This window comes from Bradyrhizobium manausense, from assembly GCF_018130615.1.
Taxonomy (GTDB): domain Bacteria; phylum Pseudomonadota; class Alphaproteobacteria; order Rhizobiales; family Xanthobacteraceae; genus Bradyrhizobium; species Bradyrhizobium manausense_A.
The window spans coordinates 123,579-148,105 of the sequence record NZ_JAFCKB010000012.1; the positions used below are offsets into that span (position 1 = coordinate 123,579).

The following is a 24,527-nucleotide window of genomic DNA, read 5'->3' on the forward strand; positions in this document are numbered from 1 at the left end:
CTCAGCGCCTCGCAAGCAGGCCCTGCGGCCGAAGCGCCAGCACCAGCACCATGATCAGGAAGGTCACGACGATGGCGTAGGTCGGGATGTAGACCGAGCCGAGCTGCTCGGCGAGGCCGATGATCAGCGCACCGAGCGCAGCACCCGGGATCGAGCCCATGCCGCCGACGATCACGACCACGAGGGATGCGAGCAGGAAGCGGATGTCCTCGCCGGGCGAGAGCGATTGGAAAGTGCCGCCCACGACGCCTGCGATACCGGCAAGACCGGCACCGAGCGCGAAGACCAGCACGAAGACGATCTGGATCCGCACGCCGGTGGCGGCAAGAATGTCGCGATCGTCAACGCCGGCGCGGATGATCATCCCGATCCGGGTGCGGTTGAGCGCGAGCCACATCGCGATGCCAATGATCACCGAGGCCAGGAAGATCACGAGTCGCACTAGCGGATAGCGCAGATGGACCGGCTCGCCCGAGGATTTCAATGCGGTGATCAGCGGCAGCTCGATCGGACCGATCAGCCAGCTTGGGGTCTCGATCTGGTAGAAGTCACCGCCACAGGCCCACAGCATCAGATCGGCGAACACGATCGACAGCCCGATCGTCACCATGGTCTGACGCAGATCCTGGCCCTCCATGCGGCGGAACACGAGGACCTGAAGCAGGACGCCGACCAGCGCCGTCAGGATGAAGGCGACGATGAAGGACAGGATCCAGGAGCCGGTCGAGGCGCTGATGGCGTAGCCGACATAGCCGCCGAACAGATAGAGCGAGCCGTGCGCGAGATTGACGTTGCGCATCAGGCCGAAGATCAGCGTGAAGCCGCTGGCGACGAGGAAATAGAGGCCGCCGAGCGTGATGCCGTTGAAGAGCGCGTTGAGGAAAACCCGCTTGCGGCCGATCGCCTCTTCAAGGCCGGGAGGCCATACAGCGAAGATCAGCCACAGCGCCACTGCCACCGCGATGATGACAATCAGCGCCCATGCGGGATGGCGTTCGACAAAGCGGGTCATGGTCGCCGCTCCGTCTTCACCTCGCCCCGCTTGCGGGGAGAGGTCGCGCCCAACGGGTCGCGCCGAAGGCGCGCCCGATGATAGGCTCCGGAGCGGGTGAAGGGGAGTCTCCGCGGGTCGAACTGCCACCGACCTCGTGGAGACTCCCCCTTTCCCCGCAAGCGGGGCGAAGTGGCACGCAGACCGTTGCCGGCCGCAAGCCCTGCCATGAACATGCGCTCCCTACTGTGCGCGATCCTCTTGCCGGGATCGCGTTCCGCCCATCCTAGTGGGGCGGCGAGGAAGGCACTTGATCGTGAGTATCTTTTCGCGCGCTGGTCAGCCGCGCAAAACCTTGGCCGCACGGCGATAATCGGTCGGCGCCATCCCGACATTGGCGGCGAAGAATCGAGTGAAGCCGCTCTGCGAGGAGAAGCCTAGATCGAAGCCGATATCGGCGATCGGCGCTTCGCTCGCCACCAGCGCCTCCAGCGCCTGCTCCATCATCAGCGTGTTGAGATAGAGGTGAGGGGTCACACCGGTCTGGGTGCGGAACAGTCGGTAGAAATGGGGGCGTGACAACCCGGATTCGCGCGCGATGGTGTCGAGCTCGATCTCGGCGCCGGGGCTCTCCGACATCATTTTGATGCACTTGCGCACGCGAAAATCGGTAACAGCGCCGTTCGTGCGCGGATCCCGCGCGAGCTCGGCCTGCTGCCAGCTTTCGTCGTAGCAGACGTCGATCAGACGCCTCAGCTCGCCATCGAGGCTATTTAGCGAAGGTGCGCCGCACACAAGGGCGGCTGCGTGCCTAATATGCTTGTCCAGCGCGGGCGACCGGGTGAACTGCGTCCGCCCGAAGCGAAGGCGGTCGGCGCCGGGTGCATCGGGCGCGAACCACTCCGCATTGACATAGAGCACGAAGAAAACCGCGCCGCCCTCGAGATCGGATGGCAGGAAATTGTGCGGCTCCCATGGATTGACCGCGACGACTGAACCTTCGGCGAGCTGGTAACGTCCGTCGTTGACATCGATACATGCGGGACGTCCCCCGACATGGAAGATCAAATGACCTTCGCGATGTGCGTGGATGTTGAAGGGGCGGTTCAACTGATAGACCGTCGCCCGGCCGAAGCGGCCGTGGAAGACGGCGAGCGCACGGCTCATGCCTTCCCTCCCAATCGCCCTTCTCTTTTCTTGATAGCGTTCAACAACCGGGGAGAGAATGCAAGGGCGCACGATGTCCGCGTCTTGAAAATCTCTCCCCGGTCAGTCATGGCGTCGCTGATGCGACTGCGTCAGTACTTCTTACATTCCGGTACTGTACGGCTTGGCAGACCGATCTTGGCGAATACTGCGGGGTCGTAGCCCAGCGTCTGGTTGACGTTCGGGATCACCTTCACGACCTTCGAGAACAGCGCGCCCTTGCCGTCGTCGACAACCTCGGTGACGAAGTTGGTGCCGATCGCCTGGCGATTGGCGTCGAGCTTGATCTTGCCGTTGGGCGCATCGAGCTCGATCTTCGCCAGCGCAGCTTTGTACTTGGACTGGTTGTCGCTGAGATCGCCGTTGACCTGGCGCAGCGCCAGGATCAACGCCATGGTCGAGCCGTAATAGTTGGTCGCGAGCAGAGACGGGCTCGGGAAGCGCTTGTTGGGCGGGAAGGCGTCCTGATAGTCCTTCACGAATTTTTGCCAACCCGGATCCTCCCAGGTGTCGGCCTGGCCGCTCGCGGCCAGCGTGCCGACCAGCGCGTTCTTGGCGTTGCCCTTGGAAGACAGGATGGTCTGGTCGATCATGATCGAACCGCCCATCAGATGCGCCTTGCCGCCGGCCTGCTGATACTGGTTGAGGAAGTTGACGGCGTCGGCGCCGCCGAGACCGAGATAAATCGCGTCGACGTCGTCGGGCAGGGCGGCGATGACCGAAGCAAAGTCCTTGGTGCCGAGCGGCACCCATTGCCGGTTCGTGACTTGTCCACCCATGCCGCAGAATTCGAGCACGAGGCCGAACACCTGGGTGTAGATGAAGGAATAGTCCTCGCCGACGGTCGCGATCTTGCGATACTTCTTCTCTTCATAGGCGTATTTGCCGAGGCCGACCTGCCACTGCGCGCCATCCATGTTGTAGCGGAAGAAGTTCGGAGCCGGATCGACATAAGTCGTTTCCTGGGCGCCGGAGGCCGCGTTGATGAACGTCAGCTCCGGATGGGTCTTTGCAAAATTCTTGACCGCGATGCCCTCGTCTCCCGACAGCGGCGACAGCAAAATCTGCACCTTGTCCTGCTCAATCAGCTTTCGCACGGCGCGCACCGCGGAATCGGGCGTCGCGTCAGTCGAGGCGATGACGAATTCGAGCTCCTTGTCGCCGATCTTCTTGCCGAGCACGTTGAGTGCAGTCTGGAAGCCGCGGATGCCGTCCTCGCCCAGTACGGTGTAGGTGCCTTCGAGCGTCGCAGTGACGCCGACCTTGATCTTTTCTTGTGCGAATGCGGTGCCTGACAATAGCAGGCTGCTCAACGCAATCAGTCCTAGACTGCCTTTCAACATTGCTCTCCTCCCTGGGGCGTTTTTGTCGCTGTTTTTCACCGCACCCTCGCGCGTCGGCCGTACGAATGCGGCGTCCGGGCAAGGCCAACTGTTCTTGAGCTGGAGGCTAACCGAAGTCAGACGCAGCGCACGCGTCGCAGGCATGTGCCGCTTAACAGGCAGTCTCATTTTGAATGGTGCGTCGCAAAGCGTTCCGCGGTGCAATAGCAGTCGTCAGGCAACGCGTGGCTGCAGCCAGATTCGAACCTCAACGCCGTCGACCGCGAGGACGACCGACAACTCCTCGATCTTGCCTGCAATGGCGGTTTGGAACGGCTCGTCATTGGGCAGGTTTGTAATGCTGGACGCACTCACGCGCGCAGAATGTCGCGGCCCGCCGGCGGTGGAGGACGATGAGAAGCAGCAAGTCGGACGTCGTCGAAATCCGGGACGCGGTCCATCTCTGCATCGACATGCAGAATATTTTCGCGCCGGGCGGTCTTTGGGAAACGCCCTGGATGGAGCCCGTTCTGCCGACGATCGTCGAGATCGTTTCGCGCCATCAGCCGCGGACGATCTTTACGCGCTTCATCACGCCGAAGATGCCGGAAGAACGCCCCGGTCAGTGGCAGAGCTATTTTCGACGCTGGCATCAGGCGACCCGCGATCAGCTTCCACCGTCCGCGCTGGAGCTCGTACCGGCTCTCGCCCGATACGTGCCGCCATTACGCATCGTCGACAAGCCGGCTTACTCGGCCTTCAGCAATCCGGCCCTGGCGAGCCTGCTGGTCGAGCTTGGGATCGGAACGGTGGTGATTTCAGGCGCAGAGACGGACGTTTGCGTCCTCTCGACGGTGCTGAGCGCCGTTGATCTCGGCTTCAGGGTCGTGATCGTGGAGGACGCGCTGTGCAGCTCGTCGGATGTCGGCCATGATGCGCTCATGACGATGTATCGCACGCGCTTCCACGGCCAGGTGGATCTGGTGACGTCGGAGGCGCTGGCGGAGTGTTGGCGCGAATAGCGACACGACCGCTATGGCTCGCCGGTCGCGTTGAGGCCAGTGACGCGTAGCCATCAGGAACCGCACCGTGAGCCTCGGGTTGATGTGATCGCGCCTACGGATCGAGGAGCCAGCATGACGGAACCGGATGTTCGGAAAGGGATGCCGCCGGTCAAGCTGTCGCGGGATGAGTTTGAACGCCGGTACAGAAGCCAGTTCGTCGACCCCGCCTTTGCACCGCTGGCGCGCGAGCTCGACGCGATCGTCGGCGCCGCCTGGGATGCCTACAGCCATTCGCGCAAAGCTCCGTTGACGCAGAAGGCGGGAGCTGGTTTTTCTGATCCGGATTACGATCTGCCGATCGGCTGGCTCAACACCCGGGCTGCGATATTGAAGGCGCAACGGCAGCATGACGATGCCGGGGCGACGCCGCGCATTCTGATCGTCAACGGCGCGGCCCGCAGCGAGCACACCTGTCCCGGCGAGATGTCCAAGACCTGGCGCATGGTCAAGCTGGCCGAGCCTGCGTTTGCCGAGATGGGATTCGTCGTCGACATCCTCGATCTTTCGCGGCTCACCTCCGAGTTCGGCAAGACCATTCATCCCTGCAAGTTCTGCGTGTCGACGGCCATGCCGCTCTGCCACTGGCCATGCAGCTGCTATCCGAACTATTCGCTCGGCCAGGCCAGCGACTGGATGAACGAGATCTATCCGCTCTGGGTCGCAGCCCACGGCATCCTGATCGTGACGCCGGTGAACTGGTATCACGTGCCGGGCGGCCTCAAAGCGATGATGGATCGCCTGGTCTGCGCGGACGGCGGCAATCCGGATCCGACATCGACCCATGGCAAGAAGGCCGCTGAAGCCAAGGCCATTGAGTTGAAGGGCTGGTCGTATCCTCGCCATCTCGCCGGCCGGCATTTCGGACTGATCGTTCACGGCGACAGCGTCGGCGCCGAGGGCGTGCGCCGGACCCTGTCCGACTGGCTAACCGACATGCACCTGATTTCGGCCGGCCGCTTCGGTGAGCTCGACGGTTACGTCGGCCACATGGAGCCCTACGCGACCTCTCACCGCGCGTTCGATGAAGACGCGGAATTCCAGCAGCAGGTGCTGAACACGGCGCGCGCGCTCGGCAACGCTGTCTGGCTTGCGCGGAGTGGCCAGATGCAGGAGCCGGCCGCCGGTCTCGAGGACCCCAACCCCAAATGACGGATGGAGAGGATCGATGCTCGAAGAAAAGCTCAAGGAATCCATTGTCGGCGAACTCAAGCGCCAGGCAGCCAACCGGCCGCAAGCGCTGAAGGTCGAAGGCTCTTCCGAGGAGCTGGTCGTCAACGGCAAGATCGACCTTGCCGAGCTTGTCATGGTGATCGCAGGTTCAGTCGCGGGCGGGCCCTAGTCCGGAAGCAGCGTCTTCAACTTGAGTGCGTCGGCCGGAGCCGCGCTCTTCTGGTCATTGTCGAAATAGACATAGACATCGCAGCCTTGCCGCTTCCAGGATTTGATGCGGCGCGCCCATTGCGCCAGCGTCTGCCGGGTATAGTGGCCGTGATAGCGTCCGCTCGGGCCGTGGCCGCGCACATAGACGAAATCCGCCGTCCGCTTCCAGGGCGCCGGTGCATCGTGATGGTCCGACAGGCAGAGTGAGATGTTCTCATCTGCCAGCATTCGCAGGATGCGCGGCTGATACCAGCTCGGATGACGAAATTCGAAACTGTAGCGGCGCTTCTTCGACAGCAGCTTGAAGAATGAGGCGAGCCTGTCGGCATTTGCCTCGAATTGCGGCGGCAGCTGGAAGAGGATGGGCCCCACTTTGCCTCGCAGGAAGGAAATGCGGTCTTCCAGCAGGTCAAGGCTGTTTTGGGAGCGATCAGTCAGGCGCTTCCAATGCGTGAGGCCTTCCAGGCGAAGATGAAGTCGCCGCCGGTCTGTTCTCGCCATGCCTCGACCGCTTCCGGCGTTGGCGTCCGATAGAATACACCGTTCAGCTCGGTGGTCTCGAACTGACCGGCGTAGTAGCGCAGCTGTTGCTTCAGCGGCAGCCCGCCCGGGAAGAACGGACCCCGCCAGGAGTCGTAGTGCCAGCCGGACGTGCCAACCAGAACGCGCGCCATCTTCCGACGCTCTCTCCATGGGACTGTCTGGTAAGAGACTGCGCTGCGCGACGGTTCCTAAATCCTCGAGAGCTCGTGCGACCAGGCGCGGCCTCATCGTTTGTTAGAGGTCGGCATCCTTTTTGGGCGCCTCCTTCGATGTAGCTAATAAGTCGAAGCTCTCCCTCGCGGTGTAAGTGACCGCCTCGATCTTGTTGCCATCGAGGTCACGGACAAACGCGCCGAAATAGTTCGCGTTGTAGTTCGCCCGTATCCCCGGCGCGCCTTCGTCGGCTCCGCCATGATCGAGCGCGATCCGGTGGAAACGCCTGACGGTGTCTCGGTCGGGCGCCTGGAAGGCGATGTGCACTCCATTGCCCGCGGACGCCGGGCGACCGTCGACCGGCGTTTCCAGGCTGAAAGCGATGTCGGAAGCGCCATAGTGAATCGCGGTCGGGGAGGCCTTGATGAGGCGAAAGCCGATCAGCCGCATCAGCGGGTCGTAAAATGCCTGCGCGCGGCGAACGTCGTTCGTGCCGACCGAAACATGATGGATCATCTGCTGTTCTCCCTCACTGACGAGGAGTTCCCCGGCGCCAAAGCCGTCGTCGTCAACGCGGGGGGCCCGGCCTCGCGAGGAAAGCCGGGCTTGCTCGATCAGCGTCGCCGCTTCGCTGTGCGCGACTTGGTCGCTCGCCGGTCGTAGGGCGAGCGATTGACTGGCTTCAGTGAGATGCCCTCGCGTTGCGCCTTGCTGCGGATCGCCGCGATGGGACGCTGAAGCTTGATGCTCATGACGCCTGTTGGAGTGTTGCCCTTCGCAAGCTGCCGCAACATCCTGACGTCCGCCGCCGACCACGGCTGACGTGACCGACGCTTGTACGAGGGGTTTGCCTTGCGCGGTCCCTTCTTGCCGATTGGCGAGCCGGGACGTTTCCATGCTGTACGTGCCATGTTGATCCTCCTCGATCTTCAAGGCACGAATCAGCGCGTTGGTTCCGTTTTCGATGCGCGGCGAAGGATGTCAGTTCAACCGGCGAAACTTCACGATGCTTGCCTGTCGATGTCTGAAGTTCTGAGCTTGACACAGCCTTTTAAAAAGAACAAATGTCGAACATGGGCGCCCATGAATCAGGAGCAGCCGGCATCTCCGCCGGCCACGTATCGTCGACGAGAGCGGGATCGTGCGGCGCCGCGCCGAGGGCGAAGCGCGGATGACGCTGCCTGTCCTGCCGGTCTACTACTACCACGACCACTTCACGGAGATGCTGAGCTTCGTTTGCGACACCTATGGTCCGGTGCTGACCGAAAGGCATCGCGCGTTTGTCGCTCGCTTCTCGTCGCTGTCGAAGGACGCCCAGTGCTTGTTCATCCGGATGGTCAACCGGAGCGGCACGGTCTTCAATCCCTCTACGTTCAGGTATGCCGAGATTGCCGATCCCGTCGGCGCGCTGGGGGAGCTTGGTCTCGCCGGCCATGTCCGAGAGCTGACTGAAAAGGATTACGCCGCGTTCTTGGCATGTCTTGCAAAGCCGATCCTGTTCGATGGCACCAAGGCGGCCGGCATGAGCGATGTCCGGGCCTCGTGGCCCAAGGCCAAGCTGACGGAGTATTGTCTCGCCAATCTGTCGTTCGGTACTGCGTTGAGGCATTGCGGGGGCGAGGCGTTCATCGCGCTCGGTGACACCGAGCCGCTGGAGTTTCTGCTCTATCTCTACTTCGGCAAGACAGAGGACAACCTCAAGAATTTCGCGCTGCGCGATCTCGGTATCTTGCGCACGAACGACCAGGTGGATTTCAGCGCCCGATTTGCCGACGCGGATGAAGCGAGGGCCTGCTTTCATTACGCCCGCCTGCTGCGTCAGCTCGAGGCCAAATCGGACGAGGTATATCGCAACTCCGTTGCCGAGGTTCTCGGGGGGCCTGTCTGCCCCACGGATTACGCGACAGATCTCAGGAGCCGCGCGGCGCACAAAGCAGGTCTGCACTTCGAGAAGAAGGGCGAGGCCGCGCTGGCGATCCAGCTCTACCGCGCTGGCTCCTCGGCCGAGTGCCACGAGCGGCTCGCCCGTCTGCTCTACGCGGAAGGCGACAAGGGCGCGGCTGAGGAACTGTTGCGTCGTATGATCGACGATCCTGCCAGTGATGATGAATTCGTCTTCGCGAGCGATTTCTATGCCCGGAAGTTCGATGGACGCCGGACGGGACTTTGCACGGAGCTGCTTCGGGCAGGGCGAACGCTCCGGGTCGACGATACTTGGCGCGGCAGCCCGGAAGCAGGAATCGCCGGCGTCCTGCGCCGGCAGGGCCTCGAGGTCTTCCACGCCGAAAACACGCTTTGGCATTGCCTGTTCGGGTTGCTGTTCTGGGACGAGCTGTTCGAATCCGGACAGCTGCACAGCGGCTTCGACTGGATGCCGCATTGCCTCAAGGACAGAACCTTCGCACGGTTGTTCTCTCCCCAGATCGAGGTGAAGCTGGATGCCGTCGCGTCGAACGCCGCGCTACCCCGGATGCTGCGGACCGTCGCCGCAAAATCGGGGAAGGCGAACGGCGTGTTCGCCTGGGATCACGTCGATATGGATGCAATCCGCGCGCTGCTCGCAGGCGCGCGTGCGACTGGCCTTGCCAGTATCCTTCGCCTGATGTGCGAGGACTATCGCGCGATGCGCGATGGTTTTCCCGATCTCATGCTCGTGGCCAACGGCGCCGTCTCGTTCATGGAGGTGAAGGCAGAGGGCGACGTCATCAGGCGCAACCAGCTGACGCGGCTTCGCCAGCTCGGCAACGCCGGCATCCCTTCGGAAATCGGCCGGGCCGATTTCCGTTTCGATCCGGACCAGGACTATGTCGTCGTGGACATCGAGACCACCGGCGGCTGGACCGGCGGGGATCGCATCACCGAGATCGGCGCCGTCAAGATCCGCAATCATGAGGTCGTAGCGGAGTGGCATTCGCTGCTCAATCCCCAGCGATCGATCCCGGCGAAGATCGTCTCATTGACCGGCATCACCAACGAGATGGTGCGGCACGCGCCATTGTTCGCGGAAGTCGCGGACAGCCTCATGCAATTTATGGCTGACGGCGTGTTCGTCGCCCATAACGTCAACTTCGACTATGGTTTCATTGCCGCAGAGTATGAACGCCTCGAACGCCGTTTCCGCTTTCCAAAGCTCTGCACTTGTGCCGGCATGCGCCGGCACTACCCCGGTCACAAGTCGTACGGGCTGGGCAAGCTCACCCGAGCCTACAACATCGAGCTGAAGAACCATCATCGCGCTCTATCTGACGCACGCGCTGCGGCCCACCTCCTCAACCTGATCAATGCCAAACGCGATGAGGGCGGGAGCAGGACGAAAGAGATTGCGGCCTGATCCTGAACCACGCGGTGATTTGCCACCCCTGGGCCGGTTCGGCGTATTTCAGTCGGATCAGATGCCGAAGGTCAGTTGTGGTTCCGGATCGTCTCCGGCGTGGAGGGACGACAGCGAGACACCGAGGAGCCTGACCCGTTTCGGCAGCGGCATCTCGACTTCGAGCAGGCCGCAGGCGAGGCGCTCCAGCTCGTCCCGGCCAGCGACCGGCGCAGGCACAGACCTGCTGCGCGTGACGATCTCGAAGTCAGCAAATTTGATCTTCAAAGTGACGGTGCGACCCCGGCTGCCGGTCGTCTCGCAATGGCGCCAGACCTTGTCGACGAGAGGGCGCAACTCGACGACCAGCGCGTCGAATTCGGCGAGGTCGTTCGAGAACGTGGTCTCCGCGCCGATAGACTTGCGGATCCGGTTGGCGCGCACCGGCCGCTCGTCGACACCGCGCGAGATCCAGTAATAGTAGGCGGCCGATTTGCCGAAGTTCGCGTTCATGAACTCGAGCGTCTGGTTGCGGATGTCGAGACCGGTAAACAGCCCGAGCGCATTCATCTTCGCACCTGTTGCCGGCCCGATCCCGTGGAACTTGCCGACGGGCAGCGTCTCCACGAAGGCGGGTCCCATCTCCGGAGAAATCACGAACTGGCCGTTGGGCTTGCGGTGATCGGAGGCGAGCTTTGCCAGGAACTTGTTGTAGGAGATGCCCGCTGAAGCGTTGAGGCCGGTCTCGGCCTTGATCTTCTCGCGGATCCGCAGCGCGATATCGCGGGCCAGCGGAATCCCTTGCAGGTTTTCGGTCACGTCGAGATAGGCCTCGTCGAGGGAGAGGGGCTCGATGATCTCCGTGTGCTCGGCAAAAATCTCGCGGATCTGCCGGCTGACTGCCTTGTAGACCTCGAAGCGCGGCTTGACAAAAGCCAAGTCGGGACATTGCCGCTTCGCGGTAACCGAGGGCATCGCGGATCGAACGCCGAATTTGCGCGCTTCATAGCTCGCTGCTGCGACGACGCCGCGCTCGGCCGAACCACCCACAGCGACGGGCTTGCCGCGCAGCTCCGGGTTGTCGCGCTGTTCTACGGACGCGTAGAAGGCATCCATGTCGATATGGATGATCTTGCGAACACGCGTCACGCTGCCTTCCACGGCGCCGGTTTCCTTCATGCGCGGATGATACTATTGTGCCGAGAGAATCGCGAGGTGGTGTGTGCGCCTGCTGTCGTTCCTTCATCCTGCGGATGCGGGCGCGGTCGTGGATGGCATTGTCGCTCGAACGCGGGTCCGTCACCGAACGAGAGCAATATTTTGTTGGGCTAGTGACAGGCTGATCGCTGCACCTTCAGCCGGAAGCTCATTGGTTTGCCGGCTGATGACAAAAAGCTCGCCGATCGGTGTCGAGACGATCATCTCGACGTGATCGCCGAGGTAAGAGGATTTTCTGACTGTTCCTGCAAGGCCGTCGCCGAGCACGATGCCGTGTGGTCGAATGGCAGCCTTTGCCGGCCCAGGAGTGAGGCCGCGCGCGGGAAGCGTCAGGTGCAGCGGCCCCAACCTGACTTGTGCCTGCCCGCCCTCGACCGCGTCGATCGTCACCTCGACGAGATTGGCATCGCCGATGAAATCAGCGACGAAGCTGTTCGCGGGCGCTTCATAAAGCTCACGCGGAGAACCTTGTTGCGCGATCTTCGCATTCGACATCACGATGATGCGGTCGGAGACGGCTAGCGCCTCCTCCTGGTCATGCGTGACATAGGCGACGGTAAGGTTCAGCGACTGCTGGAGCTCGCGGATCTCCTGCCGCACCTTGCGCCTGAGCTTGGCGTCGAGGTTGGACAGCGGTTCGTCGAAGAGCAGGACCTGCGGCTCCAGCACGAGAGCGCGCGCTACGGCGACGCGCTGCTGCTGACCGCCGGACAACTCGGCCGGGTAGCGCTTCTCGAAGCCTTTGAGTCCGACCAAAGCGAGCTTCTCGAGCGCCATCGCCTCGGCCTGCGCCTTTCGCAGGCCTTTCACCGTCGGCCCATAGGCTGCGTTCTCCAGCACGGTCATATGCGGGAACAGCGCATAGGACTGGAAGACCATGCTGACGTCGCGGTCCGCCGCCGAGAGCCGTGTCACATCCTTGCCGCCGATCAGGATCTGCCCCTCGCTCGCGATCTCGAGGCCGGCGATCATGCGCAAGGTCGTCGTCTTGCCGCAGCCGGAAGGGCCGAGGAGTGTCACGAGTTCGCCTGCGCGGATCGTGAAACTGACATTTTCCACGGCGATTACCGCGCCGTAGCGCATGCTGACATGTCTGAACTCGACGGAAGCGGGGCCGGATTTGGGCATGGAGGATCCTATCTGGCGGGCTCGGCGGCCGAGGTCGCGAGCGCGACGGGCCTGCGGCCGAGCTTACGCTCGCCGACACCGAACTGGATGAGCGCGATGCCCGCTGCCATGACGACGATCAGTACCGAGGAATAGGCGATGGCGAGGCCGAACTCGCCGGCCTCCACCCGTCCGACGATGTAGGCGGTGGAGAGGTTGTACTCGGCCGACACGAGAAAGATCACGGCGCTGACCGAGGTGATGCTGCGCACGAAGCTGTAGATCAGCGCCGCAACGAGCGCCGGCTTGAGCAACGGCAGCACCACACGGCGCAGCGTCGTGAAGCTGCGCGCCCGCAGGGTCGTCGAGGCCTCGTCAAGGCTCTTGTCGATCTGTGCCAATCCCGCAATGCCCGAGCGTATGCCGACGGGCATGTTGCGGAAGACGAAGGCGAGCACGAGGATGAGACCCGTTCCGGTGATCTCGACCGGCGGTACGTTGAAGGCGAGGATATAGGCGACGCCGAGCACGGTGCCGGGAATGGCGAAGCTCAGCATGGTCGTAAATTCGAGCAACTGCCGGCCGACGAAGCGTTGCCGCGTGAGCAGATAGGCGGTGAGCAGGCCGATCAGCGCTGTCAGTGGCGCCGAGATCGCAGCGACCTTCAGCGTCGTGAACAAGGAGGGCCAGGCTGCGCCCTCGAAGAACAAGCCGTGGCTGAAATCGACGGCGAAGCCGGTGCGGTAATGCTCCAGCGTCGGCGTGTGGTCGCGGCCCATCGTCTTGACGAAGCCACCGATCAGGATCACCGCATAGATCACCGCCGTCAGCACGACCCAGGGTATGATCACTGCGGCCGAGAGCACGGTGACAGAGGTGGGGAGCTTCGCCGGAATGCCGGCATCGCCTTTGCCGGAGACAGTGGTGTAACTCTTTCCGCCGAGCCAGCTCTGCTGCAGCCAGAACGCGCCGAGCGTGAAGACGAGCAGCACGATCGCCAGCACGGCCGCCATGCCCTGATTATGCGCGGCGCCGACCACGGCAAAGAAGATCTTGGTCGAGAGCACTTCGAAATTGCCGCCGAGCACGAGCGGATTGCCGAAATCGGCCAGGCTCTCGACGAAGCCGAGCAGAAAGGCGTTGGCGAGCCCCGGCCGCAGCAGCGGCCAGGTCACCGAGCGGAACGTCGGCCAATGCCTGGCGCCAAGCGTCTGCGCCGCCTCTTCGAGGCTCGGTGCGATGCCCTGAACCACCCCCATCAGCACGAGGAAGGCGATCGGCGCGAAGGCCAGCACTTGCGCCAGCAGCACGCCCGGTAGACCGTAGATCCAGCGTGAGCGGGGGATGCCGAACCACTCGGACATCAAGCCGGTCACGACACCGGAACGGCCGAACAGCAGAATGAGAGCAAGGCCGATGACGAAGGGCGGCGTGATGATCGGCAGCACGGTCATCGCGCGCATCAGACGCTTGCCCGGCATCGCCGTGCGCAACACGAGCAGCGCGCAGGCAAGGCCGAGCAGCGTGGTGATGAGGCCGGTCAGTACGCCGAGGATCAGCGTATTCCAGGCGACGCCGCAGGCGATACTGCCGCCGACGCAGCCGAGTCCCCAGATTGTCGAGGAGAATAGCCGGCCCGCGAATTCGCCGAGCGCCCAGTTGCCATCGGCGTCGACCAGCGCACTGCGCAGGATCGTCGCGACGGGCAGGAAGATGAAGTGGCCGATCAGCAGCACCACGACACCGATGGTGGATGTGGTGAAAAGATCGCCCCGGCAAAAGCCGCGATAAGCCAGGCCATGGCAGAGCAGCAGGAGGAGCGCGAACAGGGTCAGCAGCGCGCCGAAGCCCATGCCTGGCTGCGCGGCGCCTGCGCCGCCGAGCAGAGCAGCGAGCCAGGGAATGCCCTGGTCAGGCAGAGTTACTGCAAAGCCTTGCGCGAAGAACGCCACGAGACCGCAAAGCCCGGCGGTGACCAGTGCCCGGCCGCTGAAGCTGGTCTCGGCACGGACGGCGAGGAGCGTCGTCGCGAGCAGCGCGATGCCGATCGGCCAGAGCCAGGGTGCTGCGCCTGATGTCGCAAGCGCCAGCGCGGTTCCGGCCCGCCCGAACGGATAGCCGGCAAGGTCCCAACCCTCTGGCAGGTACCAGGGCATGAGCGCATAGCCCAGCCAGCCGAACAGCAGAGCAAGCCGCGTCGAAGGGCGCATCGGGTCTCTCCGCAGCCGGCGGCTATTTCGGCAGCGCCTTGACCTCCTTGTCCCACTTCGTCAGCAACCTCGTTCGCTCGGCCGACGAGCCGTATTTGACGAAGTCGTAGTTGATCAGCTTCATCTCGCTCATCTTCGGCGCCTGCGGCGGCACCGTCGCGTTCTTGTTGGATGGCACCTGATACGACTTCGCGGGGGCAGCAAGGGCCTGTGCGGCGGGGCTCAGTGCCCAATCGTAGAATTTCTTGGCGTTCTCCAGATTGCGAGCGCCCTTGACGATCGACATCGAGCCGATCTCGTAGCCTGTGCCCTCGCACGGCGCGACGGGCTTGATTGGATCGCCCTGCACCGCGAAAACGACGGCGTCATGGATGAAGACGATGCCGACAGCGGTCTCGCCGAGGCTCGCCGCCTTGGCCGGCGCGGCGCCGGACTTGGTGTACTGGCTGACGTTCTTGTGCAGGGCCTTGAGATAATCGAAGCCCTTGTCCTCGCCCATCAACTGCACGACCGTGGCGAGCAGGGTATAGGCGGTGCCGGACGAGTTCGGGTCGGCGACCTGCACATCATCCCTGAGCTTGGGATTGAGCAGATCGGCCCAGCATTTCGGCTCCGGTATGCCCTTGGCCTTGATCTGCTCGGTGTTGTAGCCGAAACCGAGCGCGCCGGCATAGATGCCGATCGAGCGCTGCTTCGCCGCTTTCCACTGGTTCAGCGCCCAGTCGTGCAGATCCTTGTTGGCGGGAGATTCGTATTCGAGCGTCAGCCCCTCTTCGGCAGCCTGAAGATGCGGGTCGCCGGTGCCGCCCCACCAGATGTCGCCGCGCGGGTTCGAGGCCTCCGCTCTGAGCTGCGCATAGACCTCGCCAGCGGATTTCCGTGTCATCGCAACCTTGATGCCCGTCTCCTTTTCAAAGGTGGTGGACATCGCGCGGCACCATTCCTCCTGCACGCCGCAATACATGACGAGCGAGCCCTGGGCCGATGCCGGCGCAGAGGCCGCGCCGGCGCTCAAAATGCCGGCACCGAGCAGAACGCTGAAAGTCATGGATCTCAAAAACATGGTCCACCTCCCCGGAACGAGAACTTGATGTTCTTCGCAATTGGCTGTGACGGTGGCGCCTAGGCCGCCCCAAAGCAATAAATATTCTGTCGACTAGGCAATCCCCGTGATTTCGCGCAGCTGCGATGCCAGCGCCGGCGTGCAGCACAGGATCGGGTTGCCCTTGCTGATGCCGTCTCCGGCGAAGAAGTCATTGACCCAGCCGCCGGCCTCGCCAACGATCACGATGCCGGCCGCAACGTCCCAGGCGTTGATATGCAGCTCGGCGTAGCCCTCGGTACGCCCGTTCGCGACATGGCAGAGGCCCAAAGTGCCTGAGCCTGAGCGCTTGATCGAGCAGCCGGCGGCATAACCGCGGCTGATGATGTCCAGATAGCGCTGCGAGGGCACACGGGCCGACCAGCCAAGTTCGACATACGCGCGGCGGATGTCATCGGCACCGGAGACGGCGATCGTCTGTCCGTTCAGCGTCGCGCCCTGGCCGCGCTGCGCGACATAGAGTTCGTCCAGTGAGGGGGCGGCGACGATCCCGATCGTCGGCTCGCGGTTGAGCAGGAAGCCGATGGAGATGCACCAGTTGCGATCGCCACGGGCGAAGTTCGACGTGCCATCGATCGGATCGATGATCCAGACCGCATCGCTGGCATCGCCGCCACTTTCCTCGCCGATGACCGTATCGCCGGGGAAAAGCTCGGCCAGCCGCGCACGCAGAAAGTCCTCCACGGCGCCGTCGGCGACGGTGAGCCAATCCTGCGTTCCCTTCATCGTGACGCCGAGGCTTTCCTTGCGGCCGAAATAGTCGAGCGCCATGCGCCCCGCCTCAGCGGCGAGACCCTGGGCTGCGTAGCGGCGCAGCAGGAGTTCAGCTGGCGTCATGGTCAGGCGGTCGCGATGGCGACGGGACGGCCAGTGCGGGCCGATTCGGTGGCCGCGTCGGCGAGCATCTGGGCGCGCTGTCCGTCGAGACCGGTCGGCGAGAGCGCAGCCTTGCCAGCGCAGGCATCGATGAAGGCCGCGAGTTCGGCGCGATAGGCGGCGGCATAGCGTTCGAGGAAGAAGTTCTGCACCGGATCGGCACGGAAGCCCTGGCCGGTCGCGATCTCGACGGTCGTCTCGTGGATGTTGCCGGCCCTCAGCATTCCCTTCGAGCCATGCACCTCGACGCGCTGGTCGTAGCCGTAAGTGGCGCGGCGCGAGTTCGAGATCTGCGCGATGCGTCCGCTTGCCGTCTTCATCAACACCGCGGCGGTATCGACGTCGCCGGCCTCGCCGATGGCCTTGTCCACCAGCGCTGAGCCGAGTGCAAAGACCTCGACCGGCTCCTCCGCCAGCAGGAAGCGCGCCATGTCGAAATCATGGATCATCATGTCGCGGAACAGACCGCCCGAGCGTTTCACATAGTCGACCGGCGGCGGTCCGGGATCGCGCGAGATGACGCTGACGATCTCGATCTCGCCGGCCTCGCCGCTGCGCAGCCGCTTCTCCAGCGCCGCGAAATTCGGATCGAAGCGGCGGTTGAAGCCGATCATCAGAGGCTTGCCAGTCTTCTCGACAGTGGCCAGGCAGCGGCGAATACGGCCCGAGTCGAGATCGACCGGTTTCTCGCAGAACACCGCTTTGCCGGCCGAGACGGAGGCTTCGATCAGGTCGGCATGCGTGTCGGTCGGCGTGCAGATCACAATGGCGTCGATCCCGGAATCGCTCATGATCGCGTCGGCATCGGCCACCTTCGCGCCTGTCGCCTGCGCCAGCGAGGAGGCAGCCTCGGTTGAGGCGTCGGCCACTGCGACGAGCCGTGCATCGCCGCGCGCCGCGACATTGAGTCCGTGAATGCGCCCGATTCTGCCGGCGCCGAGAAGTCCAAACCGCATTGTCATCATCATGTCCGTCCCAGTCATGGCCTAACGCCCTAAACGGCATATTTTTTTTGTTCGGCTTGACTAATGGAATAAACATTCCATTCTCTCCGCCGCCAAGTCAAGGCTAAGTCAAGGTCGGAGAGTGCCTTTCTCGATGTCCCCCGCCGCGTCACAGGATCAAGTCAAACCGGACTACGACGCGTTCGTGACGCGGCTATGCGAGCGCGCGGACTCGTTGCCGAAGCGGCTGCGACAGGTGGCCGATTTCGCGCTTGCCCATCCCGACGACATGGCGCTGCACACCTCGGCGCAAGTGGCCGAACAAGCCGGCGTCCAGCCCTCGACGCTGGTGCGATTTGCACAGGCGCTCGACTTCTCCGGCTTTAGCGAGTTGCAGCACGTTTTCCGCAGCCGCCTCCGCCAGCAGTTCCCCGATTATCGCGAGCGCATCGAAATCCTGCGCGACGAAGGCGCGGCAGGACCCGACATGGCACGCGTGCTTCTGGATGGCTTCGTGGCGGCGAGCCGCAGCTCGCTCGACCAGCTCGAAAAGAGCTCGGTTCATGCCGACATCGACCGCGCCACCGATCTTCTCGCCAAGGCGCAGAGCATCGTCCTCGTCGGCGCCCGGCGCATGTTCCCGGTCGTGTCCTATCTCGCCTATGCCTTCGGCAAGCTCGGAATCCGGGCGATTCTGGTCGATCACGTCGCGGGGCTGGGCGCCGAGCAGGCAGCGCTGGCAAGGCCGGGCGACGTGGTGCTGGCGGTCAGCTGCGCGCCCTATACGCCTGCCACCATCGACATCGCCGCGCAGGCGCACCAGCGTGGCATCCCCGTCATTTCGCTGACCGACGGGCCGCTCAGTCCGCTCGTGCAGAACTGCACCCTTTGGCTCGAGGTTCGGGAGGCCGATTACGGCGCCTTCCGCCCAATGGCCGCCACCTTCGCCCTCGCCATGACGCTGGCCGTGGGCACTGCCGAGAAAGCGCGCGCCGATGGCTGAGCCGAAGCTCGATTTGATCTCGATCGGCCGCTCCTCGGTCGATCTCTACGGCCAGCAGATCGGCGGCCGGCTCGAGGATATGGCGAGCTTCTCCAAGGCTGTCGGCGGCTGCCCGACCAATATTGCGATCGGCACGGCCCGGCTCGGGCTGAAGTCGGCCGTGATCACCCGCGTCGGCGACGAGCAGATGGGCCGCTTCATCCTCGAGCAGCTGCGCCGAGAAGGCGTCGACACGAAAGGCGTCATCGTCGATCCCAAGCGCCTGACCTCGTTGGTCATCCTGGGCGTGCGCGACGAAAAGACCTTCCCGCTCATCTTCTACCGCACCGATTGCGCCGACGCCGCGCTCGACGAAAACGAGATCGAAGAGGAGTTCATCGCCTCGGCCCGCGCCGTCGTCGTCACCGGCACGCATTTCGCCATTCCCAATGCGGCCGCAGCCCAGCGCAAGGCGATCGCGCTCGCGCGCAAGCATGGTCGCAAGGTCGTCTTCGATGTTGACTATCGCCCCAATCTCTGGGGTCTCGCCGGGCATGCGGCGGGCGAAGAGCGTTATATCCGCTCCGGCACCGTCACCGGCCATCTCCAGGCCATCCTGCCGGATTGCGACCTGATCGTCGGCACCGAGGAGGAGCTTCACGCGGCCGGCGGCAGTGAGGACACGCTCGCCGCACTGCGCACCATCCGCTCGCTCAGCGCGGCGACGATCGTCTGCAAACGTGGGCCCATGGGCTGCGTGGTCTTCCCGGGCTCGATCCCGCCGTCGCTGGACGACGGCGTCAGAGGGCCAGGCTTTCCGGTCGAGGTCTACAACGTGCTCGGCGCGGGCGACGCATTCATGTCCGGCTTCCTGCGCGGCTGGCTTCGCGACGAAGCGATCGAAACCTGCTGCGCATGGGCGAATGCCTGCGGCGCCTTCGCGGTCTCGCGCCTGCTCTGCTCGCCGGAGAGCCCGACCTTCGACGAGTTGCAATACTTTCTAAAGCACGGCTCACCGCACCGCGCCTTGCGGCACGATGCAGACATCAACCACATCCATTGGGCGACGACGCGCCGCCCGCAGCCGCCGACGCTCATGGCGCTTGCCATCGACCATCGCAGCCAGATGGAGGCGATCGCGGACGAGGCTGGTGCTCCGCGCGAGCGTATCGCCGTCTTCAAGACGCTCGCAGTCGAGGCGGCGGCACGCGTGGCGCAGGGGCAACCCGGTTTCGGTATGCTGCTCGACGGGCGCTACGGCCGCGAGGCGCTGTTCCGCGCCGCCGATCATCGTCTTTGGATCGCGCGCCCCCTGGAACGAACCGGTTCACGACCACTGGCGCTGGAAACAGATGCTGAGGGCTCGCTCGGCCTCGCGCTCGCCGAATGGCCGGTCGATCATGTCGCGAAATGCTTTTGCACCTACCATCCCGACGATGCCGAGGCGCTCAAGGCTGCGCAGGATGCGACGCTGAAGCGCGTATCGCTTGCCTGCCGTCAGGCCGGGCGCGAACTGCTCGTCGAGATCGTCGCCTCGAAGCATGGCACGCTGGCGGACGATACCGCGGCGCGCGTCATGCGCAGGCTCTATGGGCTCGGTATCAAGCCGGATTGGTGGAAGCTCGAAGCACAGCCGAGCGTCGCCGCCTGGCAGCAGATCGATGGCGCCGTCGCCGAGAACGATCCCTATTGCCGCGGCGTTGTCGTGCTGGGGCTTGATGCGCCGCTCGCCAAGCTCGAAGAGGCATTCGAACTGGCCCGTGGCGCGGCGAGCGTGAAGGGTTTCGCTGTCGGGCGTTCGATCTTCGGCGAGCCTGCCCGCGAGTGGTTTTCCGGCCGCCTCGACGACGAATGCGCGGTCGCCGCGATGACGGAGCGCTTCGGCCGGCTGGTCCAGGCCTGGCGGCGCGATTGAGCGGGAGCGAGTGATGGCAACGATCAGGCTCACCATGGCGCAGGCGCTCGTCGCAGCGCTGGCGGCGCAGAAGACCGTGGTCGACGGGCAGGAGCAGCCGCTCTTCGCCGGTGTCTGGGCGATCTTCGGCCATGGCAATGTGGCGGGCCTCGGCGAGGCGCTGTATGCCGCGCGCGACCGCCTGCCGACCTTGCGCGCCCACAACGAACAGGCGATGGCACATGCCGCGATCGCCTTCGCCAAGGCCTCGCGCCGCCGGCGCATGATGGCGGTGACGAGCTCGATCGGCCCTGGTGCGACCAATATGGTGACGGCCGCAGCGGTTGCTCACGTCAATCGCCTGCCGGTGTTGCTGCTGCCGGGTGATGTCTTCGCCGGGCGCCGTCCCGATCCGGTGCTGCAACAGATCGAGGACTTCGGCGACGGCACCGTCTCCGCCAATGACTGCTTCCGGCCCGTCTCGCGCTATTTCGACCGCATCACCCGGCCCGAGCAGATCATGCCCGCCTTCGAGCGCGCGATGCAGGTTCTGACGGATCCGGCCGAATGCGGACCCGTGACGCTCGCGCTCTGCCAGGACGTGCAGACGGAAGCCTACGAATATCCCGACTGGTTCTTCGCCGAGCGCATCTGGCAGCCGCGCCGGGCGTGCCCCGACGAGACGGAGTTGGCTCAGGCCGTCGCACTGCTCAAGGCGGCCAGGCGTCCGCTCGTCGTCGCCGGCGGTGGCGTCCTCTACAGTGAGGCGGAAGGCGATCTCGCATCCTTCTGCACGGCGCACGGCATGCCGGCGGCGGAAACGCAAGCCGGCAAGAGCGCGCTGCCTCACGACCATCCGCTCAATCTCGGCGCGATCGGCGTCACCGGCACTGGCGCGGCAAACGATGCTGCGCAGCAGGCCGATCTCGTGCTCGCGATCGGCACCCGGCTGCAGGATTTCACCACCGGCTCACGTTCGCTGTTCGCCGATCCCGCTTGCCGGGTCGTCGGCCTCAATACGCAGATCTTCGATGCTGGCAAGCATCGTGCGCAGCCCCTCGTCGCCGATGCCAAAGCAGGGCTCGCGGAGCTCGACGCCGCGCTCCAGGGCTGGGCGGCACCTGCCAGCTGGACCGAGCAGGCAAAGAACGGCCGCACGTCGTGGCTGGAAACGGCCGCGCGCTACACCGCCGCCGGCAACGAAACCTTGCCGAGCGACGCAGAGGTCATCGGCGCCGTTCAGCGCCGCAGCCTGCCAAGCGATGTCGTGCTTTGCGCCGCCGGTGGCTTGCCCGGCGAGCTGCACAAGCTCTGGCAGCCGGGCGCGCCCGGCGGTTACCACATGGAATACGGCTATTCCTGCATGGGCTACGAGATCGCTGGCGGGCTCGGCGTCAAGCTCGCCGATCCCGCGCGCGAGGTCGTCGTGATGGTCGGCGACGGTTCCTATCTGATGATGAATTCCGAGATCGCCACGTCGGTGATGTCAGGTGCGAAACTCATCATCGTCGTGCTCGACAACCGCGGCTTCGGCTGCATCAATCGGCTCCAGAACGCCACCGGCGGCGCCCCTTTCAACAACCTCCTGCGCGACGCCCGTCACGAGATCCTGCCGGCGATCGACTTCGCAGCGCACGCCGCTGCGATGGGGGCGATCGCGCGCAAGGTTGCGGGTATTACGGAACTGGAAGCCGCGCTCGATGAGGCGCGACGTCACGATCGGACGAGCGTCGTCGTGATCGACACCGACCCGCTGCGCTCGACCGATGCCGGCGGTCATTGGTGGGACGTGGCGGTGCCCGAGGTGTCGGATCGCACCGAGGTCGAGGCCGCAAGGCGCCATTATGTCGAGGCGCTCGTGCGCCGCAAGTACTGATCAAGCGAGGACGACATGCCTATCCGTATCGGCGCCAACCCCATCGGCTGGTCGAACGACGATCTGCAGGAGATCGGCGGCGAGACACCGCTCGAGACGTGCCTCGCCGAAGCGCGCGAGGCGGGCTTCGTGGGCATGGAGCTCGGCCACAAATTTCCGCGCGAGCCGCAGGCCCTGAAGGCCGCGCTCGCGCCTTTCGGTATGGCCTGCATTTCCGGCTGGTATTCGGCGGAGCTTTTGAAGCGCGATGCTGATGAAGAGATGCGGCATCTGCGCTCGCATCTCGATCTCTTGAAGGCGATGGGATCGACCGTGCTGGTCTTCGCCGAGACCTCGAATGCGATCCATGGCGATCGCAGCAAGCCGCTATCGCAGCGGCCTGTCATGAAGGCGGGCGACTGGGCGGAGTTCGGCCGGCGCATTACAGAAGTAGCCGAGCGTACGCTCGCCGAGGGCGTCAGGCTGGTCTACCATCATCACATCGGCACCATCGTGGAGAGCACGGCGGATATCGACGCTTTCATGGCAGCGACCGGCGATGCCGCTCATCTGTTGCTCGACACCGGCCACGCCACGTGGGGCGGCGCCGATCCGGCTGCGCTGGCCCGGCGCTATCGCGCCCGCATCAGCCATGTCCACGCCAAGGACGTGCGTCGGACGGTGATGGAGCAGGCGCGCCGCGAGGATTGGAGCTTCCTCGATGCCGTGTTGGGACAGGGCAGCGAACTCGGCGTCTACACCGTGCCCGGCGATGGCATGGTCGACTATCCGACTGTCTTCCGCGAGCTTCCGAACTATTCCGGTTGGGTTGTCGTCGAGGCGGAGCAGGATCCAAAGAAGGCACATCCGCTGACCTACGCCAAGAAGGGTGTTGCACATCTGAAGCAGAGCCTGAAGGAGGCCGGGCTTGCCTAGGCCCGGAGGCATCATGTCGAAGCTTCTCATCAAGCCGAGCGCGTCCGATGCTGATGGGCGCGTCCATGACGTGACACCGCAGACGGCCGGATGGTCCCATGTCGGTTTCGCCGTCCACGGGCTCCGCGACGGCCAGAGTTTGGCGCGCGAGACCGGCGCGCGCGAGCACTGCCTCGTCCTGCTCTCCGGCAAGGTCGCGGCGCAGGCGGGCGGGCAGGATTTCGGCGTCATCGGCGGGCGCAACTCGCCCTTCGAGGCCGATCCCTGGTCCCTCTATGTGCCGGCCGGGTCCGACTGGTCGGTGACGGCTCGAGGATCCTGCGAAGTCGCCATCTGCTCGGCGCCCGGCGTTGCGAACGCGCGTCCGCCGCGCCTGATCGCACCTCGGGATGTCGGCTGCCTGACGCGAGGGCAGGGGAGCAACACCCGCCATGTCCGCAACATCCTGCCCGAGACGGAGCCCGCCGACGGGCTGCTGGTTGTCGAGGTCGTCACGCCGGCCGGCTCATGGTCGAGCTATCCGCCGCACAAGCACGACCAGGATAGGCTGCCAGCCGAATCTCAGCTCGAAGAGACCTATTATCACCGCCTGAACCCGCCGCAGGGCTTTGGCTTTCAGCGCGTCTACACCGACGACCGCTCGCTGGACGAGACCTTCGCTTTCGAGGATGGCGACGTCGTTCTGGTGCCGAAGGGCTACCATCCCGTCGGTGCGCCGCATGGCTATGATCTCTATTATCTCAACGTCATGGCCGGCCCGAAGCGGATCTGGAAGTTTCACAACGACCCGGCGCATGAATGGATGCTGGCGGGCCGCTGACGCCCGTCTCAGCGTCCGAGCGGCACCGTCGCCTGGATCGTCCAATCGGCGATCGGAATGTCCTGTCCTGAACGGACGACGCAAATTCGGTCGAAGGTGATGGCGCGGCCGGCGAGGCGCTGCGTGAATTCGGCGGCTGCCGGCGCCTTCACCACTTCCGGTAAATTGCCATAGAGCAGCGAGACATGCGGCATGAAGTCTTCGATTCCCTCGGGATCGAGGCGTCGCTTCAGCTTGTCGAGCGGCACTGAGACGGCGAAGCGCACGTAGAAGGCCCGGAAGAACGCTCCTGTCGTCTCGATCGACGTGATCGGTTCGGCGAAAGGCTCCAACGCGGAGGCGGCTGCCCGAACGTCGTCGTGGAGACGCTCGAATGTCGCATCCGTGTCGCCGCGCAGCGTTAGATGCGGCGCGAAGATCGGCGTGCCGAAGCGCGACGCAAGCTCGCTGACGAGCGAAGCGAGAAACGCTTGGTCCTTGGGGCAAGGCATCAGCCAGAGCGATCGGATTTCGGTGGTCATCGGGGTCATAAATCTGTTGCACGAGCGCGCTAGGGAACGTTATGTTTATTCCAAGCCGATCGCGGAATGGAAGAACAATTCCATCAGCGTATA

20 protein-coding genes and 1 pseudogene are annotated in these 24,527 nt (G+C 64.1%); 9 read left to right on the forward strand and 12 right to left on the reverse strand.

What is annotated here, in order from left to right; translation table 11 throughout:
- Nucleotide 1: 1 nt before the first annotated feature.
- The 3 genes from JQ587_RS22530 to JQ587_RS22540 all read right to left on the reverse strand — a co-directional run bounded on the left by JQ587_RS22530 (nucleotide 2) and on the right by JQ587_RS22540 (nucleotide 3,540).
- Nucleotides 2–1,012: a branched-chain amino acid ABC transporter permease gene (locus tag JQ587_RS22530; RefSeq protein ID WP_212300619.1), complete on the reverse strand. Its 1,011-nt coding sequence runs from the start codon at nucleotides 1,010–1,012 to the stop codon at nucleotides 2–4.
- A gap of 318 nt (nucleotides 1,013–1,330) precedes the next feature.
- Nucleotides 1,331–2,158, reverse strand: a complete 828-nt coding sequence (locus tag JQ587_RS22535; protein ID WP_212300620.1) for a helix-turn-helix transcriptional regulator — start codon at nucleotides 2,156–2,158, stop codon at nucleotides 1,331–1,333.
- Nucleotides 2,159–2,289: 131 nt separating this feature from the next.
- Nucleotides 2,290–3,540 (reverse strand): ABC transporter substrate-binding protein, encoded by a 1,251-nt coding sequence (locus tag JQ587_RS22540; protein WP_212300621.1) that lies wholly within the window; start codon nucleotides 3,538–3,540, stop codon nucleotides 2,290–2,292.
- A 392-nt stretch (nucleotides 3,541–3,932) separates the two neighbouring features.
- Here JQ587_RS22540 and JQ587_RS22545 point away from each other — a divergent pair, with 392 nt between their 5' ends.
- The 3 genes from JQ587_RS22545 to JQ587_RS22555 all read left to right on the forward strand — a co-directional run bounded on the left by JQ587_RS22545 (nucleotide 3,933) and on the right by JQ587_RS22555 (nucleotide 5,922).
- Nucleotides 3,933–4,541, forward strand: a complete 609-nt coding sequence (locus JQ587_RS22545; RefSeq protein ID WP_212300622.1) for a cysteine hydrolase family protein — start codon at nucleotides 3,933–3,935, stop codon at nucleotides 4,539–4,541.
- A 114-nt stretch (nucleotides 4,542–4,655) separates the two neighbouring features.
- Nucleotides 4,656–5,732, forward strand: a complete 1,077-nt coding sequence (locus JQ587_RS22550) for a flavodoxin family protein (RefSeq protein WP_212300623.1) — start codon at nucleotides 4,656–4,658, stop codon at nucleotides 5,730–5,732.
- Between the two features lie 16 nt (nucleotides 5,733–5,748).
- Nucleotides 5,749–5,922 carry a hypothetical protein gene (locus tag JQ587_RS22555; protein ID WP_167354020.1) on the forward strand — a complete coding sequence of 58 codons (174 nt, stop codon included), beginning with the start codon at nucleotides 5,749–5,751 and terminating at the stop codon, nucleotides 5,920–5,922.
- Here JQ587_RS22555 and JQ587_RS22560 read toward each other — a convergent pair.
- Both JQ587_RS22560 and JQ587_RS36755 read right to left on the reverse strand, forming a co-directional pair.
- A pseudogene (locus JQ587_RS22560) lies at nucleotides 5,919–6,637 on the reverse strand (DUF72 domain-containing protein). The gene JQ587_RS22555 and the pseudogene JQ587_RS22560 sit on opposite strands and share 4 nt — an antisense overlap.
- 103 nt (nucleotides 6,638–6,740) lie before the next feature.
- A complete protein-coding gene (locus JQ587_RS36755; protein ID WP_249154457.1) occupies nucleotides 6,741–7,592 on the reverse strand; it encodes a VOC family protein in 852 nt (283 codons plus the stop codon).
- Between the two features lie 238 nt (nucleotides 7,593–7,830).
- Between JQ587_RS36755 and JQ587_RS22570 the strand changes: the two genes are divergently transcribed.
- Nucleotides 7,831–9,990: an exonuclease domain-containing protein gene (locus JQ587_RS22570; RefSeq protein WP_212300624.1), complete on the forward strand. Its 2,160-nt coding sequence runs from the start codon at nucleotides 7,831–7,833 to the stop codon at nucleotides 9,988–9,990.
- Nucleotides 9,991–10,047: 57 nt separating this feature from the next.
- On the opposite strand, the gene dinB is transcribed toward JQ587_RS22570, so the two are convergent.
- The 6 genes from dinB to iolG form a co-directional block, all read right to left on the reverse strand.
- A complete protein-coding gene (dinB, locus tag JQ587_RS22575; protein ID WP_212426747.1) occupies nucleotides 10,048–11,148 on the reverse strand; it encodes a DNA polymerase IV in 1,101 nt (366 codons plus the stop codon).
- Between the two features lie 120 nt (nucleotides 11,149–11,268).
- Nucleotides 11,269–12,315 (reverse strand): ABC transporter ATP-binding protein, encoded by a 1,047-nt coding sequence (locus JQ587_RS22580; protein ID WP_212426748.1) that lies wholly within the window; start codon nucleotides 12,313–12,315, stop codon nucleotides 11,269–11,271.
- 8 nt (nucleotides 12,316–12,323) lie between these two features.
- A complete protein-coding gene (locus tag JQ587_RS22585) occupies nucleotides 12,324–14,504 on the reverse strand; it encodes an ABC transporter permease (RefSeq protein WP_212426749.1) in 2,181 nt (726 codons plus the stop codon).
- A gap of 22 nt (nucleotides 14,505–14,526) precedes the next feature.
- Entirely contained in the window at nucleotides 14,527–15,552 is a 1,026-nt protein-coding gene (locus JQ587_RS22590; RefSeq protein ID WP_212426793.1) for an ABC transporter substrate-binding protein, read from the reverse strand.
- A 108-nt stretch (nucleotides 15,553–15,660) separates the two neighbouring features.
- Nucleotides 15,661–16,443 (reverse strand): inositol monophosphatase family protein, encoded by a 783-nt coding sequence (locus tag JQ587_RS22595; RefSeq protein ID WP_212300628.1) that lies wholly within the window; start codon nucleotides 16,441–16,443, stop codon nucleotides 15,661–15,663.
- A gap of 2 nt (nucleotides 16,444–16,445) precedes the next feature.
- The gene (gene iolG, locus JQ587_RS22600; RefSeq protein WP_212426750.1) at nucleotides 16,446–17,438 is read right to left on the reverse strand and encodes an inositol 2-dehydrogenase; all 993 of its coding nucleotides are present in this window, start codon (nucleotides 17,436–17,438) and stop codon (nucleotides 16,446–16,448) included.
- 142 nt (nucleotides 17,439–17,580) lie between these two features.
- Here iolG and JQ587_RS22605 point away from each other — a divergent pair, with 142 nt between their 5' ends.
- The 5 genes from JQ587_RS22605 to iolB are packed head-to-tail and all read left to right on the forward strand — an operon-like array spanning nucleotide 17,581 to nucleotide 23,913.
- Nucleotides 17,581–18,429, forward strand: coding sequence for a MurR/RpiR family transcriptional regulator (locus tag JQ587_RS22605; RefSeq protein ID WP_212300630.1), 849 nt, complete (start codon nucleotides 17,581–17,583; stop codon nucleotides 18,427–18,429).
- Entirely contained in the window at nucleotides 18,422–20,323 is a 1,902-nt protein-coding gene (locus JQ587_RS22610) for a bifunctional 5-dehydro-2-deoxygluconokinase/5-dehydro-2-deoxyphosphogluconate aldolase (protein ID WP_212426751.1), read from the forward strand. Before JQ587_RS22605 ends, JQ587_RS22610 begins: the two co-directional genes overlap by 8 nt.
- Nucleotides 20,324–20,336: 13 nt before the next feature.
- The gene (gene iolD, locus JQ587_RS22615) at nucleotides 20,337–22,178 is read left to right on the forward strand and encodes a 3D-(3,5/4)-trihydroxycyclohexane-1,2-dione acylhydrolase (decyclizing) (protein WP_212426752.1); all 1,842 of its coding nucleotides are present in this window, start codon (nucleotides 20,337–20,339) and stop codon (nucleotides 22,176–22,178) included.
- 15 nt (nucleotides 22,179–22,193) lie between these two features.
- On the forward strand, nucleotides 22,194–23,093 hold the full coding sequence (gene iolE, locus JQ587_RS22620; protein WP_212426753.1) for a myo-inosose-2 dehydratase: 900 nt from the start codon (nucleotides 22,194–22,196) through the stop codon (nucleotides 23,091–23,093).
- A 13-nt stretch (nucleotides 23,094–23,106) separates the two neighbouring features.
- Nucleotides 23,107–23,913, forward strand: coding sequence for a 5-deoxy-glucuronate isomerase (gene iolB, locus JQ587_RS22625; protein WP_212300634.1), 807 nt, complete (start codon nucleotides 23,107–23,109; stop codon nucleotides 23,911–23,913).
- An 8-nt stretch (nucleotides 23,914–23,921) separates the two neighbouring features.
- Here the strand turns inward: iolB and JQ587_RS22630 are convergent, their stop codons facing one another.
- Nucleotides 23,922–24,434, reverse strand: coding sequence for a 2'-5' RNA ligase family protein (locus JQ587_RS22630; RefSeq protein WP_212426754.1), 513 nt, complete (start codon nucleotides 24,432–24,434; stop codon nucleotides 23,922–23,924).
- Nucleotides 24,435–24,527: the final 93 nt, after the last annotated feature.

Excerpts from the sequence above, each read along its gene's own strand:
- JQ587_RS22550 (WP_212300623.1), top strand. The coding sequence starts at position 4,656 with ATGACGGAACCGGATGTTCGGAAAGGGATGCCGCCGGTCAAGCTGTCG.
- dinB (WP_212426747.1), bottom strand. The coding sequence starts at position 11,148 with ATGAAGGAAACCGGCGCCGTGGAAGGCAGCGTGACGCGTGTTCGCAAG.
- iolB (WP_212300634.1), top strand. The coding sequence starts at position 23,107 with ATGTCGAAGCTTCTCATCAAGCCGAGCGCGTCCGATGCTGATGGGCGC.
- JQ587_RS22545 (WP_212300622.1), top strand. The coding sequence starts at position 3,933 with ATGAGAAGCAGCAAGTCGGACGTCGTCGAAATCCGGGACGCGGTCCAT.
- iolD (WP_212426752.1), top strand. The coding sequence starts at position 20,337 with ATGGCAACGATCAGGCTCACCATGGCGCAGGCGCTCGTCGCAGCGCTG.
- JQ587_RS22530 (WP_212300619.1), bottom strand. The coding sequence starts at position 1,012 with ATGACCCGCTTTGTCGAACGCCATCCCGCATGGGCGCTGATTGTCATC.
- JQ587_RS22585 (WP_212426749.1), bottom strand. The coding sequence starts at position 14,504 with ATGCGCCCTTCGACGCGGCTTGCTCTGCTGTTCGGCTGGCTGGGCTAT.
- iolE (WP_212426753.1), top strand. The coding sequence starts at position 22,194 with ATGCCTATCCGTATCGGCGCCAACCCCATCGGCTGGTCGAACGACGAT.
- JQ587_RS22580 (WP_212426748.1), bottom strand. The coding sequence starts at position 12,315 with ATGCCCAAATCCGGCCCCGCTTCCGTCGAGTTCAGACATGTCAGCATG.
- JQ587_RS22605 (WP_212300630.1), top strand. The coding sequence starts at position 17,581 with ATGTCCCCCGCCGCGTCACAGGATCAAGTCAAACCGGACTACGACGCG.
- JQ587_RS22610 (WP_212426751.1), top strand. The coding sequence starts at position 18,422 with ATGGCTGAGCCGAAGCTCGATTTGATCTCGATCGGCCGCTCCTCGGTC.
- JQ587_RS22535 (WP_212300620.1), bottom strand. The coding sequence starts at position 2,158 with ATGAGCCGTGCGCTCGCCGTCTTCCACGGCCGCTTCGGCCGGGCGACG.
- JQ587_RS22555 (WP_167354020.1), top strand. The coding sequence starts at position 5,749 with ATGCTCGAAGAAAAGCTCAAGGAATCCATTGTCGGCGAACTCAAGCGC.
- JQ587_RS22590 (WP_212426793.1), bottom strand. The coding sequence starts at position 15,552 with ATGACTTTCAGCGTTCTGCTCGGTGCCGGCATTTTGAGCGCCGGCGCG.
- iolG (WP_212426750.1), bottom strand. The coding sequence starts at position 17,438 with ATGCGGTTTGGACTTCTCGGCGCCGGCAGAATCGGGCGCATTCACGGA.
- JQ587_RS22630 (WP_212426754.1), bottom strand. The coding sequence starts at position 24,434 with ATGACCACCGAAATCCGATCGCTCTGGCTGATGCCTTGCCCCAAGGAC.
- JQ587_RS22570 (WP_212300624.1), top strand. The coding sequence starts at position 7,831 with ATGACGCTGCCTGTCCTGCCGGTCTACTACTACCACGACCACTTCACG.
- JQ587_RS22540 (WP_212300621.1), bottom strand. The coding sequence starts at position 3,540 with ATGTTGAAAGGCAGTCTAGGACTGATTGCGTTGAGCAGCCTGCTATTG.
- JQ587_RS22595 (WP_212300628.1), bottom strand. The coding sequence starts at position 16,443 with ATGACGCCAGCTGAACTCCTGCTGCGCCGCTACGCAGCCCAGGGTCTC.